Source organism: Micromonospora yasonensis (assembly GCF_026013475.1).
GTDB classification, from domain to species: Bacteria; Actinomycetota; Actinomycetes; order Mycobacteriales; family Micromonosporaceae; genus Micromonospora; species Micromonospora yasonensis.
In genome coordinates this window covers 92,696-104,985 of sequence record NZ_JAPDPH010000001.1, presented here as the reverse complement: position 1 = coordinate 104,985, position 12,290 = coordinate 92,696, and the positions used below count along the sequence as shown (strand labels likewise).

The following is a 12,290-nucleotide window of genomic DNA, read 5'->3' as shown; positions in this document are numbered from 1 at the left end:
GACGGGTGGCACCGGCCTCGCCGACTGCGGGGGGTGGACCGGCCCGGCCTGGTACGTCGAGGCCGGCCCTGGCGCCCCGGCGGCCCGCGGCGGCATGGCGGCGGCCTGCGGCACGGCGGCCGGTGATGGGCCGGCGGCGGTGTGCGGCGCCGGAGCGGGCGGCTGCGCGACGGGCGGACCCGGAGGCACCGGGCCGGAGGCCGGCATGGCGGTGCGCGGGGCCAGGATGACCGGGGGTGGCGGCAGGGGCGCGACAGGGGCAGCCGCGCTGGGCCGGGACGGCCCGGGCCCGGTGGGCGGTGGAGGCAGCGGGTGTCCCGCAGCGGTGCCCGACGACGCCCAGGGAGACGCCTGCACCGGCGCGGGAACCGCTCCGGCCTGCGGCGTCCACTCCGCGCCGGCCACCGGCGGCCCGGCGTGCGGGGCGGGGGCAACAGGTGACGCCGGGCGGGGCGGGGCCGGGGTGGCGGGTGCCGGCGGCTGGCGTGGGTGGCCCATGACCGGCATCGAAACCGTCGGGGCGGCCAAGGCGGTCGGCGCGGGCTGCGGGGCGGGAGCGGCGGCGGAGCCGCCGAGGTACTGGCGTGCCGCGCGTACCGCAGGGTGGTCCGGACCGAGCACCGCGGGCCCGGCGGTGGCCACGCGGGTGTAGTTGCGGCGGGCCTCGTGCCGGTTGCCGAGTTCCTCCGCGACGCCCGCCAGGTCGAAGCTGAGCGCGAGCATCAGCGGGTCGGCCTCGCCGCGGCGACGCTCGCCGGCCGCGTACGCCTCCTCCAACGCCCGCCGGGCGGCGGCCGGGTCGTCGGCCTCGCGGTGCAGCCGAGCCAGCATGTGGCCGGTGGCCAGCACGTCGGGGTGGTCCTCCCCGTACGCCGGCCGGGCCGCCGCGATCGCTTCGGCGAGCAGGCGGCGGGCGGTGGCCAGGTCGCCCGCGGAACGCAGGGCGAGGGCCTGGTGTTGAGCGGCGGCCAAGGGGGAGGGGTGTGACACGGGAGCAATGCTGCCCGGAATGGGTGCCCGGACGCTACCCGGGCCGGCCTATCCCAAATCCGCTGGCTCGCGGAGCCGATGAGACATCCCTGCTGACCTGCGGATACGCCGTGCACGGGTGGCGATGTGCATGATCCATCTGGGCCGTGTACAGTAATGCCCCGTGCGGCCCACCGGGGCGGCCGAACCGGTGAAAAGATCACCTCGGCCGACAGGGTAGGCTGGACGAGTAAGTCCGGGTGGCGGAATGGCAGACGCGCTAGCTTGAGGTGCTAGTGCCCGTATAGGGCGTGGGGGTTCAAGTCCCCCCTCGGACACCAGTACGAACGACACAGGCTTTGGGCCGCTGACCTGGCAGAACTCAGGTTAGCGGCCTTGATCGTTTCTCGGGCTGTTTGCCGCCAGGGGATCACCACGGGATCACGGGCCCTGAACCGTGCCGTCCGCCGCAGCGGCTGGCGCGATCTTGTGTCCGGCGAGCGATCCGGTTACGGTCCCACCATTACGCATATAGGTGCGTCGGCGGCGGAGCCCGCAGGACACCGGGTCGAGGCCGCCGCGTTCACGTGGAGGAACGGTGGCGCAGATCGAGAAGAGGCAGTACGAGGGCGGCAAGGTCACCCGCTGGCGGGTGAAGTGGCGCATCGGCGGCACGGGCAAGTGGGACGGCCAGCAGTTCGACTACCAGGTCGACGCGAAGCGCTTCAAGGCGCTGGTCGACGCCAACGGCAACCACCGGCCGACGCCGGAGCAGCTGGCCGAGCACGGGTTCGCGCACCTGGTGCCCGCCGGCGTGGCCGCCCCGGCGCCGGAGCCGGCCGAGGGCGTGCTGACGTTCCGGGCGTACGCCGAGGAGTGGCTGGGCCAGCTGGTGAAGCCGCACCCGGAGACGGTGCGCAAGTACCGGGAGCGCCTGGAGAAGCACGTCTTCCCGCGGCTGGGCGACCGGCCGATCGCCGACATCACCCGGCGGGAGATGCGCGAGTGGCAGCAGGGCCTGCGCGACGCCGGCCTCTCGGCGAAGACGATCGCCAACATCCGGGGCGAGACGGTGGTGCCGATCTTCAAGGCGGCGTGCCGGCCAGGCGAGGACGGCGAGCCCGCCGTGCGGACGTCGAACCCGATGGACGGCCTGCCGCTGCCCGAGGGCCCGCGCGCCGAGCGGGACATCCTGGAGAGCCCGGACGAGGCCCGGCTGTTCATCGAGGCGGCGTACGCGGTCGACCCGGAGGCGGCGGACCTGCTGCTGTGCAAGCTGTCGACGGGGCTGCGCTGGGGCGAGGTGTCGGCGCTGCCGCCCCGGGCCGTCAGCGTCGCGCGGGGCACGGTGTCCATCGTGCAGGTCCTGCGGAAGGTGAACCGGCGGTGGGTGGTCGAGCCCAAGCCGAAGACGAAGCAGGGCTACCGGGAGGTGCCGCTGACCGCCGCGGTGGCGCGGATGGTCGCCGAGCGGTGCGCGGCTGCCAGCCGCGAGCCGGGCCGGCAGTTCGTGTTCGTGGCGCCGCGCGGCAACCACTGGCGGTACGAGGACTTCTACACGGACCGGTGGGTGAAGATCCGCGACCTGGCCCGCGAGAAGGGTCTGCCGCGCCGGATGACGATGCACGGGCTGCGGCACTCGCTGCTGACGCTGCTGGCCACGGAGGGCGTCGACCTGGCGGCGCTGCGGACGATGGCCGGGCACGCCAGCGTGACCACGACGATGAACGTCTACGTGCACGCGACCCGCCGGCACCACGAGCCGGTGCGCCAGATCGTCGGGGACTTCCTCGGCGTCGATGCATTGACCGCGGGCTCAGCGGTCGGGTAGCGAGGCCCACCCGACAGCGAGCGGGCGGCGGGTCACCAGCCGCCCGCTCGGGCGCCATCGGCCAGCGTGCTGCAGTGGCATCGGGCAGGCAAACGAGCGCCCACGTTCCGGCCCAAGGTTGCGGCAGTGGGGCATCATGCCCAGCGTGGAACCGTACCCCGAGGACAGCGACCGAAGGCAAGGGCTCGCAAAGTCCGCCGAGATGGCCATTTCGTTCGTGCCCGTCGCGGGCAGCGCCCTCCAGGTCGCCTTCAACGAACTCGCTGGCCGGCGCCTTGCCGACCGGCGCACCCGCTGGCTGAACGACCTTGCTGCGAAGGTGCACGAGCTCGAAGATCAGGTCGGTGACTTCGCGAAGCTCACCAGCGAGGACGCGTTCATGGACGCGCTGACCACCGCCGCGCAAATCGCTGACCGCACCTCACGCGCCGAGAAGCTCGAGGTGCTGCGCAACGCGGTCGTCAACTCTGTGATGCCCGACGCGCCGGACGTCGATACGCAGCAGCTCTTCTTCGACACGATCGACCGGTTCACCCCGACCCACGTGCGAATGCTGAAGCTACTCTCCGATCCGCCTGGCTGGTTCGACCGCCACGGAATGCCTCGGCCGGACATCTCCATGGGCCCGAAGACCGCCATCATCGAGGCCGGTATGCCTGAGCTTGCCGGCCGCCGCGATCTGATTGACCGGTACGCCGGGGCGCTTACCACCGCTGGCCTGATCAACCAGTCACTCAGCGGGATCATGTCGGCTGGCGGATTGTGGGTGCCGGCGACGACTCCGCTCGGCATCGAGTTCCTAGCGTTCATCGCGGATCCCGAGAGCAAGGTCGACTAGGGCGAGTCATGCCTGTACGGAAGCTACCGAACCTGTCACCGACCCAGGTGGTCGAACTACAGGACGCTCTCCTGGCCAACGCCGACCGGCTCCTGACGTCCGCGCTTGCTGTACTGGACCTCGGCAACGTCGGTCTCGCGCGGTCGCTGGCCATCCTCGCCATGGAGGAATCGGGGAAGGCCATCGCCCTCCACGAACGGCGCGTGGAAATGGCATACGCACCAGAGGGTGAGCCGTTCGTGAACACCCGACTGGAGAACCTGTGGGCAAGCCACCAGGAGAAGCTGGAGCTGGTCCACACCTTCCTTGCCGAGGAGCGGTACTGGTTCGGCACCGAGCCCGCAGACCCAGAGAGGAACCTCGCCTACCTGGGAACCATCAAACGGTGGACTCGGCGGCACGACAGGCTCAAGCAGCGGGGCTTCTACGTAGACATCGACCGAGCTGGGGGCGTACTTGAACCCACAGGGGTCTCCGATCGAGAGTCGCTGATCGACGTCATCAGCCATGTCCACCAGATCGGCTGGCAGCTTCGGCTAGGTGAGCACATCGAGGCCAAACGACAGCTTGAAGAAGCGCGGGGCGTTCCGCCGACGACCGAGGCCGAGATCGAGAAGATGCGTCAAATGTTCTCCCACCTTCCCGGCCTGGCTCCAGACGAGGAGCTTTACGACTCCATGCGGCAGGGGTGTGAAGGCCGAAAGTTGAACAACGACGGCTACCGCCTTCACTTGCCAGAACCCGGGACCAGCCCCTTCGAGAACCTCGGCAAGCCGGGCTACGAAGCCGAAACGCGGGAGCTGAGGCGGTTGGCCGAGGAGTTGGACCGGCGGGAGAGCCGGTGAGCACGGAAGCCCTGGCCATCACCGGAGCCCTGACTGGCGTGGTCGGCCACCGGAGCGGAGCGTCCGACTGAAAATCGGAAGGTCGGCGGTTCGACCCCGCTCTGGCACATGGCCTTTCGCCGGGCCCGTAGAGCGCCGACCAGCGGTAACGCCGGTCGGCGCTCTACGTTGCGCCCTGGGATCACGTCTGTCCGGTCTGACCGCCGTTGACCCCGGAATCCCGCTGATCGCCGGCCCTTATCGCACGCAGATCGCACGGACCACGCTTGGGTGCAACCGGCCTGGGGCACTCTCCGCTGGCGAACAGTCGCCTGACGCGCTCAATCTCCGGGAACTCGGCCGACCTGAGATACGACCAATGTGTGGTGGCCATTCGGCCACCTCGTGCGGGCGGCGCGGCCGGCTGGCGCGGATTTGTGGATCAAGGAGCCTGTTGATGCGTGCACGATCGGTGGCCAGGCTGGCCGCCGCAACCCTGGCCGGAACGCTTGCCGCTGTAACCATCGGAGTCGGCGTGTCGTCTGCGCATGTGAGCGTCAACCCGCGTGAGGCGACCCAGGGCGGCTACGCCAAGCTTGCTTTCCGGGTGCCGAACGAGCGGGACAACGCCGGCACGACCAAGGTCGAAGTTGCCTTGCCGGCCGACGCGCCGTTGGCGTCGGTGTCGGTGCGGCCGATGCCGGGATGGACGGTGCAGGTCGAGAAGACCACGCTCGCGAAGCCGATCGAGATGCACGGCAGCCAGGTGACGGAGGCTCCGTCGAAGATCACGTGGACGGCCGAGGGTGGCAACGCCAACATGATCAAGCCGGGCCAGTTCCAGGAGTTCGAAATCTCCGCCGGTCCGTTGCCCGAGGTCGACACGATGATCTTCAAGGCGCTGCAGACCTACTCCAACGGCGAGGTCGTGCGGTGGATCGAGGAACCCAGCGCTGACGGCTCCGAGCCCGAGCACCCTGCCCCGGTCCTCAAGCTCGCCAAGGCCCCGGCCAAGGATGCGGCCGCCACGCCGGCGGCCGGCTCGAACAACATCGCCACCGTGAGCGCCAGCGACACCACCAACACCGACGACGGCCGCACCGGCTGGGCGCTCACCTTCGGCATCGCCGGGCTGGTCGCCGGCCTTGCCGGCCTGGGCTTCGGCCTCCTGGCCTGGCGGCGTCGACCCGCCGCTGGCAGCGTGGCGAAGTAGCTGCGCCCGAGTGGGCCGACCGCCAGCCGCCGACGGCCGGCCCACTCGGAATGTCTCGCCCGCCGGATGAGTTGCCGCCCATGGCCTGGTGGCCCCGGACATCAACGAGGTTCGGGTGAGCCACCCGCATTCATGGAGCTTCTGACCGCTACGGGTACGCACCGCCAGTTGGAAGAGCGCGCTCAACCGGCTGTGATGCCCGAAACGCCTGCTCCCAGCGGCCCTGCCGCTCGCCTCTCGTGCCCGCTCGTGACCATTGCGCCCCGGGGCGACTGGCCCGTGGATGGCTCGTACGCCTCCGAAGGCAACGGTGTCATCATCAGCAGCATGAGTGAGGAGCTACACCGCCTGCCGGCGGTAGAGCTGGCGAGGCTCGACCTTCCGGACGCCGCCAAAGCGGTGCTCGCCCGGGGACTTCCTATCGAGGTGGCAATCAGCGACTTGATGCCGACCGTCTTCTCCTCGGCTCTGGGCGACGGCGCGGTTCGCGCCACCTCAACGGACGCCTCCGCCGGAGGCTACGTGATCGGCTCGATCAAGGACACGTTCGAACCAAGAGTCGACTTGGCCACCTTCGTGCTTGAACGTGGTACAGGGCATGTGCTCCTTCTTGATCAGAGTGCGGATAGGGAGGCGGGGTTCGTCAACTCGGACATTGGCAGTTTCTTGAGTTGCCTGGACGAGTTGCTGGACATCATGGCTGAAGCCCGTCGCTTCCCCGGCGACGATGAGGCAGGTGAACGGCTTTCGGCCGCTCTGAGGTCCCGCATTGCCTCGGTCGATCCCCTGGCCATTCAGAAGGACGGCTACTGGGGTATGTGGGTTGATGACCTGCTCGTCGGCTAAGAGCGGATCTCCTCGTCGGACAGTCGTAGACCGTCCAGCCTCCCCGGACGGGGACAGGGTGGAGCGCCCTACCGGACGAGACGATCTTGATAAGTGGGACGTGGAGCGGGCGGCGAGCCGGTTGGGCTCGCCGCCCGCTAGGCATGCACCCTCCTAGGACGCTCTAGAGGGCGTGCCTTACGTCAACGGCGCCGGGCCAGCGCTGGCGATGCCTGGTAGGCAGCTTCTAGGTCTGCGTCGGTGAAGCGGACCTTGCGGCCGAGCCGGTGGCAGGGGATGCGGCCCTTGGACACCCAGCGCCGGAGGGTGGTTTCCGCGATGCGAAGCTTCGCCGCGGCCTCGGCGTAGGTGTAGTCCCTGGCCACCTCGTCCTCCTCCTGCCCCCCGGCGCTGGATGTGGGGCCACTGTAGACCATTGCGGCCGGAGAGGTCTACGGTGGGCTACGCCAGGCCACAGCGAGATCAGAATCTGCCAGCACCTCTCGCCGGTCGTCAGATGTACGGCTACGATCTGGCACTGCGCGTGCATGGCACGCGGTGCGCTGGAAGTGCTGTTGGCTGGCACGCCGCCGTTCCACGGTGGAGGCCCAGGTTCGAGTCCTGGCCGGCGCTCGACGCCCGGCCACGGGGGAAGGTGGTGAGCGGCGTGTTCCACGGCAGCATCCCCGCTGACCTGCGCTCGATCATCTACGAGCACGCGGAGAGCTGGCCGGACACCGACCTGTACGTCGGCTGCTCGGGGAACTTCACGATCGAGCGGACGCTGCACAGCCGGCCCGGTGAGCGGCGCGCGATCCACGGCAACGACGTCCAGGCGTACAGCTCGGCGCTCGGCTGGTGGCTCGCCGGCCGGGAGCTGGACTACCGGCTGAAGGAGGAGCACCGCGAGGAGTTGGCGTGGCTGGAGCCGTACCTGGTCACATCGACGGACACTCTGGCCACGCTGATGCTCGGCACCCGGTTCCTCCAGTACGTCGGCCGGCAGGGCGTCTACTACGAGCGGATGGTCCGGGCGACCGTCGGGCAGTTCCCGACGATGCACGCCAAGACGGTGGCGAAGCTGTCGGCGCTGACGCTGCGCCTGGCCGACTACTACTGCGGGGACGTGCGGGACTACCTGCGCGACGTGGTGCCGGCCGACGCGCCGGTGGCGATGTTCCCGCCGTTCTACGCGGGCGACTACGAGGCGCAGTTCGCCGGCATTGACGAGTTCTTCGACTGGCCGGCGCCGAGCTACGAGCTGCTGGACGAGGACGGCAAGGAGGAGATCATCGGGGCGGTGCTCGACCGGCCGCACTGGATCCTCGGCCTGCACATCGCCCGTGACGAGCTGCGCCCTTGGCTGCGCGGCGTCGTGCAGACGTCCAACCGCGGCATGCCGATCTACGTGTACGCCAGTTCGGGCGCGCGGCGGGTCGTCGCCCCCGCGCAGCAGGTCGCGCCGATCCTGCTGCCGAAGATCGGCCCAGACGAGGACCTCGGCGACCGCATGGCGCTGCACGTGCTGACCGGCGGGCAGTTCTCGGCGGTGCGCAGCCAGTTCATGAGCAAGACGATCCTGCCCGGGTCGCCGCTGCTCGCCTGCGGCGTCAGCGTCGACGGGAAGCTGATCGGGGCGTTCGCGTACCTGCCGCCGAAGTTCGACCCGAGCACCGCGTACCTGATGAGCGACTTCCCGGTGTCGTGGACCCGGTACCGGCGGCTGGCGAAGCTGATCGTGATGGCGGCCGCCAGCCGCGAGGCGCAGCTGCTGTTGCAGCGGTCCCTGTCAAAGCGGCTGACCGGCTGGTCGACCACGGCGTTCACCGACCGGCCGAACAGCGCCAAGTACGGCCGGGGCATCCCCGGCGTGAAGCTGCAGAAGCGCAGCGAGCCGGCCGCCGACGGCATCCACCGCTACCAGCTCCAGTACGGCGGCCCCCTGGGTGACTGGACCTTGCAAGAGGCGCTGGCGGAGTGGAAGCGCCGCCACGGGAAGGACGAGCGATGAGCGACGAGCACCGCGGCGGCGAGCCGCCCGCCGCCGAGCAGACCGGCTGCCCGAAGACGCTGTGGGACGGGACGACGCCCTACCAGTGCGACCAGGGCGCGGAGACGGGCGTGTGCCCGACGCACGGGAAGTTCCGGCACGAGCCGGCCGACCCGGACAAGCCGTGCGGGCACCCCGACATGCACCTGGACGCCGACGTGCAGCGGCTGACCGCCTCCGACGACGACCCCACGGTGGTGGCGTACATCGTGGAGCTCTCGATCCGCTGCCTCGGGTGCCAGGAGCGGTTCCGGTGGACGGGCGTGCCCGCCGGGCTGATGCCGAACCGGCCCGCCTGCACCCCGGACGAGTTCGTGTTGCACGCGCCGATCCGGCCGGCGAGCGCCGACCCGGACTTCGGGCTCGGCATCCCCGGGTTCGCCATCCAGTACCGCGAGGGAGGCGGGCGGTGAGCGACGTCGACGAGCTGCCCCTGGACCCGCGGCTGATGACCGTCCGGCCGCAGGACCTGACGCTGCTGGAGGTCAACGCGCGGTACATGCGCAAGGAGCAGTACGACCGGCTGGTGGCGAACATCAGGCGGGACGGCTGCCTGACGAGCGTGCCGCTGGTGTGGCACGACGTCGACGGCGACCGGAAGGTGGTGCTGTCCGGCAACCACCGGGTCATGGCATCCATCGACGCGGGCCTGGCCGAGATCACGGTGATGGTGGTGCAGCAGAAGCTGTCCCGGGCTCGGCAGGTCGCATTGCAGCTGTCGCACAACGCGATCGCCGGCGAGGACGACCCGGCCACGTTGAAGCAGCTGTACGAGGAGTTGGACGACGTGGACTGGCGGGCCTACTCGGGCCTGGACGACAAGCAGCTCGACCTGCTCGCGCAGGTCGACCTGGAGGGCCTGTCCGAGGCGAACCTGGACTTTGCCACGGTGCAGCTGGTGTTCCTGCCGCACGAGCTGGACGCCGCCCGGGCCTCGTTCGAGGAGGCGCGCAAGCTGGTGCAGGCCGACAGCCGCTGGCTGGCCGGGTACGCCGACTACGAGGCGACGCTGGACGCGCTGGCGACCGCGCACGGCGCCCACAACGTCGGGAACGTGGCCACTGCCCTTGGACTGATCCTGGCGGTGTTCGAGCGGCACCTGGGCGAGCTGCGGGACGGCGTGTGGTTCGACCCAGAGTCCGGCGAGGCGATCGGCGCAGCGGGCCGTCTGGTGCCGATCGAGACAGTGCTGGAGACTCGTTCGATGCCGGCCGACGCCGCCGCTGTGCTGGCCCGTGCCGTGGACAAGCTGGTGCGCTCGGGCGAGGTGCCTGCCGACCAGCGGTGGCGGGCACTGGAGCTCCTGGCCGCTGACTGTCTCGCGGGCCTGTGATGGCGATGAGCAGGGCGTCCGCCGCGATGCGCGGCGGACGCCCGATGCCCTGCCGGTGCCTAGTTGTGCGGGTTGATCGGCACCAGCTCGGACGCGCCCGCGCGCGTCAGGTCCAGGTAGTCCACCCCAGGCCGGTAAACGACGTGCCAGTGCAGCCGCACCCGCCTGTGGAAGCTCACCTGGGCGTCACCGTCGACGTCGGGGTCAACGACCACCAGCTCGGGGTGACCCTTCACCGCGGCCAGCTTGCCGTACCCGGTGAAGGTCACCTCGGCCTCCACCTCGGCGTGGCCCACCGAATCCCCGTCGGGGAACTCCTCAGTCTGGCTCCACGTGACCGTGCCGAGATCGGGCTCGGCCTTCTCGACCTCGATGTCCGCCAGGACGTCGTAGGGCAACTCAACGTCGCCGAACGACAGCCCCGCACGCCAGTTCGCTCCGAGCCGGCGCCCGATCTCGTGACCGGCCATCGCCTCACAGTCGCTGGCGATCGCACCCGGCAGCAGCGACTCCACCGACGGGAAGGCCGGCTGGTACGCCCGGCGCACCTGGCGCAGCGCGGCGGCGTAGGAAATCCCCTGCTGAGAGGCGAGCTGCTTCGCGACCTTGTTTCTGGTCATGGCAAACGTCCATTCCTCGACGGCTCCCCACGCAGCCGCCGTTGGATAGACGTGCCGCATCGGTCGCGCGGGCGCGCGACCGTACCTGCGCGAGCTTTCGGCCCTTGTCCCTCTGTGCCAACCCTCGCCGGGCGTGGGGCCACCGGCAGTCGGCAGGAGAAACCGGTGACGCAGGGCCACCGTCGAGTCCACTTTAGCCGCCCCGAGCCACAACCGTCCACGTGACGTGACATCCCGTCACGACGTCGCTCCATCAGCGGCGACGCCCATGCGGTCGCAGTAGATAACCGCGACCGGACACTAGGAGGAAGAAATGCCCGACTCCACCCCCGGCGAAGTGTATGCCGGACTCGACGAGCGGCAGAGCTACGAGCTGGACCGGCGCTGCGACTACCACCCGCCGAAGAACCTGGAGACGGCCGAGGCGCACGCCGCGTGGCGGAAAACGATCAAGGGCGTGATGGCGGAAGCCATGCGCAGCCTGCCCGCCGGCCGCGAGACGTCAATGGTGCTGACCGCATTGGACGACGCCCTGATGTACGGCAACGCGGCGATCGCCCGGCCGCCCATGAGCGGAGGACGCAAGGTCGGGCACTGAGACGTGGGCGGCCCGGCGCAGCACCCGCCGGGCCGCCCGCCTAGCAGCACGAGGAGGTGACCATGAGCGAGCCGGAGGTACTGCCCTGGGACCGGCAGCGCAGCGAGCCCGAGCGGGCGTACGGGTACTTCGCCCTGTACCGCGACCTGGGCCGCACCCGCACCGTCGCGAAGGTCGCCGAGCAGGTCCACAAATCCCGGGACTACCTCCACAAGCTCGCGACGAAGTGGCGATGGGTGCAGCGGGCGCAGGCGTGGGACCGGGAAGAAGACCGGCTGTACGCCGAGAGCCTGGCCGAGCAGCGGCGCGACATGGCCCGCCGGCACGCCCGGGTGGCGTCGGCGCTGCAAGGGAAGATCGTCGCCCGGTTGCAGACCCTCGACGCGTCGAAGCTCACCCCCGGCGACGTAGCCCGCTGGCTGGAGGTGTCGACCCGGGTCGAGCGGCTGGCCCTGGGCCTGCCTGACTCCACGACGGCGCACACGGGCCCTGACGGCGGGCCGATCCGCGCCGAGGTCGAGCAGATGAGCGAGCAGCAGCGCGCCGACTTCTTCCGCGCGCTGATGGCCGAGGCCGCCGCCCGCGCCGGCCAGGCCAACCTGACCGCCGAGCCGGACGACCCGGGCGGCGACGACGAGGACGAGGAGGAGCCCGGTGGGGCGACGGAACAGGGATGAGGGCGAGGCGTGGATCGCGGTGGAGCTGCGGATGCCCCGGTGGGCGGCGTGGTGCGCGGCCGGCGGGCTGCTGCTAATGGGCGCGGCGGCCCTCGGCGGCGTGACCGTCGTGGCGTGGGCGGTCGCGCGGTGAGGCGCGGCCCCCGCTCGGGCAGGCTGCTGCTCGACCACCGGGCGCCGGTCGCCGCCCGGCCGGCGTACCAGCCGGGCGGGGAGGTGCGCGGATGGGCAGAGCTGGACGCGAAGCCCCCGCCGCCGGTGCGCCTCGCCCCGCCGAGGCGGCTGACCCGGGTGCAGCGGCGAACGCTGCGTTTCCGCGCCTGGACGTGGCGCCTGCTGCTCGGCGCGTGGCTGGCGCTGATCGTGCTGGCGATGTGGGCCGGGCTGCGGTGGGTCGGCCCAGCGGCCCTCGGCTGTCCGGCGCTGATGCTGGCGGCGCTGCTGGTGCTGGCCTGGGTTGCGGCCGTCGACCTGCGTCAGCGCGAAGCCGAGATGCGGGCCGGGGACTGACC

Annotated in this window: 15 protein-coding genes and 3 tRNA genes; 15 read left to right on the top strand and 3 right to left on the bottom strand. The window is 70.7% G+C overall.

Features of this window, described 5'->3' with window-relative positions; genetic code table 11:
* The coding region (locus tag ONA70_RS00580; RefSeq protein WP_265004291.1) for a tetratricopeptide repeat protein at positions 1-990 on the bottom strand (990 nt) is incomplete at its 3' end.
* Positions 991-1,223: 233 nt separating this feature from the next.
* Here ONA70_RS00580 and ONA70_RS00575 point away from each other — a divergent pair.
* From ONA70_RS00575 to ONA70_RS00545, 7 genes are all read left to right on the top strand, one after another.
* Positions 1,224-1,310 (top strand) — tRNA-Leu (locus ONA70_RS00575).
* Between the two features lie 257 nt (positions 1,311-1,567).
* Positions 1,568-2,800, top strand: coding sequence for a tyrosine-type recombinase/integrase (locus tag ONA70_RS00570; protein WP_265004290.1), 1,233 nt, complete (start codon positions 1,568-1,570; stop codon positions 2,798-2,800).
* Positions 2,801-2,945: 145 nt separating this feature from the next.
* On the top strand, positions 2,946-3,638 hold the full coding sequence (locus ONA70_RS00565) for a hypothetical protein (protein ID WP_265004289.1): 693 nt from the start codon (positions 2,946-2,948) through the stop codon (positions 3,636-3,638).
* Between the two features lie 47 nt (positions 3,639-3,685).
* Positions 3,686-4,483, top strand: coding sequence for an AbiV family abortive infection protein (locus ONA70_RS00560; protein WP_265004288.1), 798 nt, complete (start codon positions 3,686-3,688; stop codon positions 4,481-4,483).
* A gap of 38 nt (positions 4,484-4,521) precedes the next feature.
* Positions 4,522-4,592: transfer RNA gene (locus ONA70_RS00555), tRNA-Phe, on the top strand.
* A gap of 324 nt (positions 4,593-4,916) precedes the next feature.
* Positions 4,917-5,675, top strand: a complete 759-nt coding sequence (locus ONA70_RS00550; protein WP_265004294.1) for a YcnI family protein — start codon at positions 4,917-4,919, stop codon at positions 5,673-5,675.
* Positions 5,676-6,002: 327 nt separating this feature from the next.
* Positions 6,003-6,521 carry an SUKH-4 family immunity protein gene (locus ONA70_RS00545; RefSeq protein ID WP_265004287.1) on the top strand — a complete coding sequence of 173 codons (519 nt, stop codon included), beginning with the start codon at positions 6,003-6,005 and terminating at the stop codon, positions 6,519-6,521.
* Between the two features lie 182 nt (positions 6,522-6,703).
* Here ONA70_RS00545 and ONA70_RS00540 read toward each other — a convergent pair whose 3' ends face one another.
* Positions 6,704-6,886: a helix-turn-helix domain-containing protein gene (locus tag ONA70_RS00540; protein WP_265004286.1), complete on the bottom strand. Its 183-nt coding sequence runs from the start codon at positions 6,884-6,886 to the stop codon at positions 6,704-6,706.
* A 174-nt stretch (positions 6,887-7,060) separates the two neighbouring features.
* Here ONA70_RS00540 and ONA70_RS00535 point away from each other — a divergent pair.
* The 4 genes from ONA70_RS00535 (at position 7,061) to ONA70_RS00520 (ending at position 9,883) form a co-directional block, all read left to right on the top strand.
* Positions 7,061-7,133: transfer RNA gene (locus tag ONA70_RS00535), tRNA-Gly, on the top strand.
* Positions 7,134-7,158: 25 nt separating this feature from the next.
* Positions 7,159-8,511: a putative antirestriction adenine methyltransferase gene (locus ONA70_RS00530; protein ID WP_265004285.1), complete on the top strand. Its 1,353-nt coding sequence runs from the start codon at positions 7,159-7,161 to the stop codon at positions 8,509-8,511.
* Entirely contained in the window at positions 8,508-8,963 is a 456-nt protein-coding gene (locus ONA70_RS00525; RefSeq protein ID WP_265004284.1) for a hypothetical protein, read from the top strand. Before ONA70_RS00530 ends, ONA70_RS00525 begins: the two co-directional genes overlap by 4 nt.
* The gene (locus tag ONA70_RS00520; RefSeq protein ID WP_265004283.1) at positions 8,960-9,883 is read left to right on the top strand and encodes a ParB N-terminal domain-containing protein; all 924 of its coding nucleotides are present in this window, start codon (positions 8,960-8,962) and stop codon (positions 9,881-9,883) included. The genes ONA70_RS00525 and ONA70_RS00520 overlap by 4 nt, the downstream gene beginning before the upstream one ends.
* Before the next feature lie 59 nt (positions 9,884-9,942).
* Here the strand turns inward: ONA70_RS00520 and ONA70_RS00515 are convergent, their stop codons facing one another.
* Positions 9,943-10,503: a hypothetical protein gene (locus ONA70_RS00515; protein WP_265004282.1), complete on the bottom strand. Its 561-nt coding sequence runs from the start codon at positions 10,501-10,503 to the stop codon at positions 9,943-9,945.
* A 313-nt stretch (positions 10,504-10,816) separates the two neighbouring features.
* Here ONA70_RS00515 and ONA70_RS00510 point away from each other — a divergent pair, with 313 nt between their 5' ends.
* The 4 genes from ONA70_RS00510 (at position 10,817) to ONA70_RS00495 (ending at position 12,288) form a co-directional block, all read left to right on the top strand.
* The gene (locus tag ONA70_RS00510; protein ID WP_265004281.1) at positions 10,817-11,101 is read left to right on the top strand and encodes an Acb2/Tad1 domain-containing protein; all 285 of its coding nucleotides are present in this window, start codon (positions 10,817-10,819) and stop codon (positions 11,099-11,101) included.
* A 62-nt stretch (positions 11,102-11,163) separates the two neighbouring features.
* On the top strand, positions 11,164-11,778 hold the full coding sequence (locus ONA70_RS00505) for a hypothetical protein (RefSeq protein WP_265004280.1): 615 nt from the start codon (positions 11,164-11,166) through the stop codon (positions 11,776-11,778).
* Positions 11,756-11,911: a hypothetical protein gene (locus tag ONA70_RS00500; protein WP_265004279.1), complete on the top strand. Its 156-nt coding sequence runs from the start codon at positions 11,756-11,758 to the stop codon at positions 11,909-11,911. The genes ONA70_RS00505 and ONA70_RS00500 overlap by 23 nt, the downstream gene beginning before the upstream one ends.
* Positions 11,908-12,288, top strand: a complete 381-nt coding sequence (locus tag ONA70_RS00495; RefSeq protein WP_265004278.1) for a hypothetical protein — start codon at positions 11,908-11,910, stop codon at positions 12,286-12,288. Before ONA70_RS00500 ends, ONA70_RS00495 begins: the two co-directional genes overlap by 4 nt.
* Positions 12,289-12,290 lie beyond the last annotated feature (2 nt).

Excerpts from the sequence above, each read along its gene's own strand:
- ONA70_RS00525 (WP_265004284.1), top strand. The coding sequence starts at position 8,508 with ATGAGCGACGAGCACCGCGGCGGCGAGCCGCCCGCCGCCGAGCAGACC.
- ONA70_RS00505 (WP_265004280.1), top strand. The coding sequence starts at position 11,164 with ATGAGCGAGCCGGAGGTACTGCCCTGGGACCGGCAGCGCAGCGAGCCC.
- ONA70_RS00510 (WP_265004281.1), top strand. The coding sequence starts at position 10,817 with ATGCCCGACTCCACCCCCGGCGAAGTGTATGCCGGACTCGACGAGCGG.
- ONA70_RS00545 (WP_265004287.1), top strand. The coding sequence starts at position 6,003 with ATGAGTGAGGAGCTACACCGCCTGCCGGCGGTAGAGCTGGCGAGGCTC.
- ONA70_RS00515 (WP_265004282.1), bottom strand. The coding sequence starts at position 10,503 with ATGACCAGAAACAAGGTCGCGAAGCAGCTCGCCTCTCAGCAGGGGATT.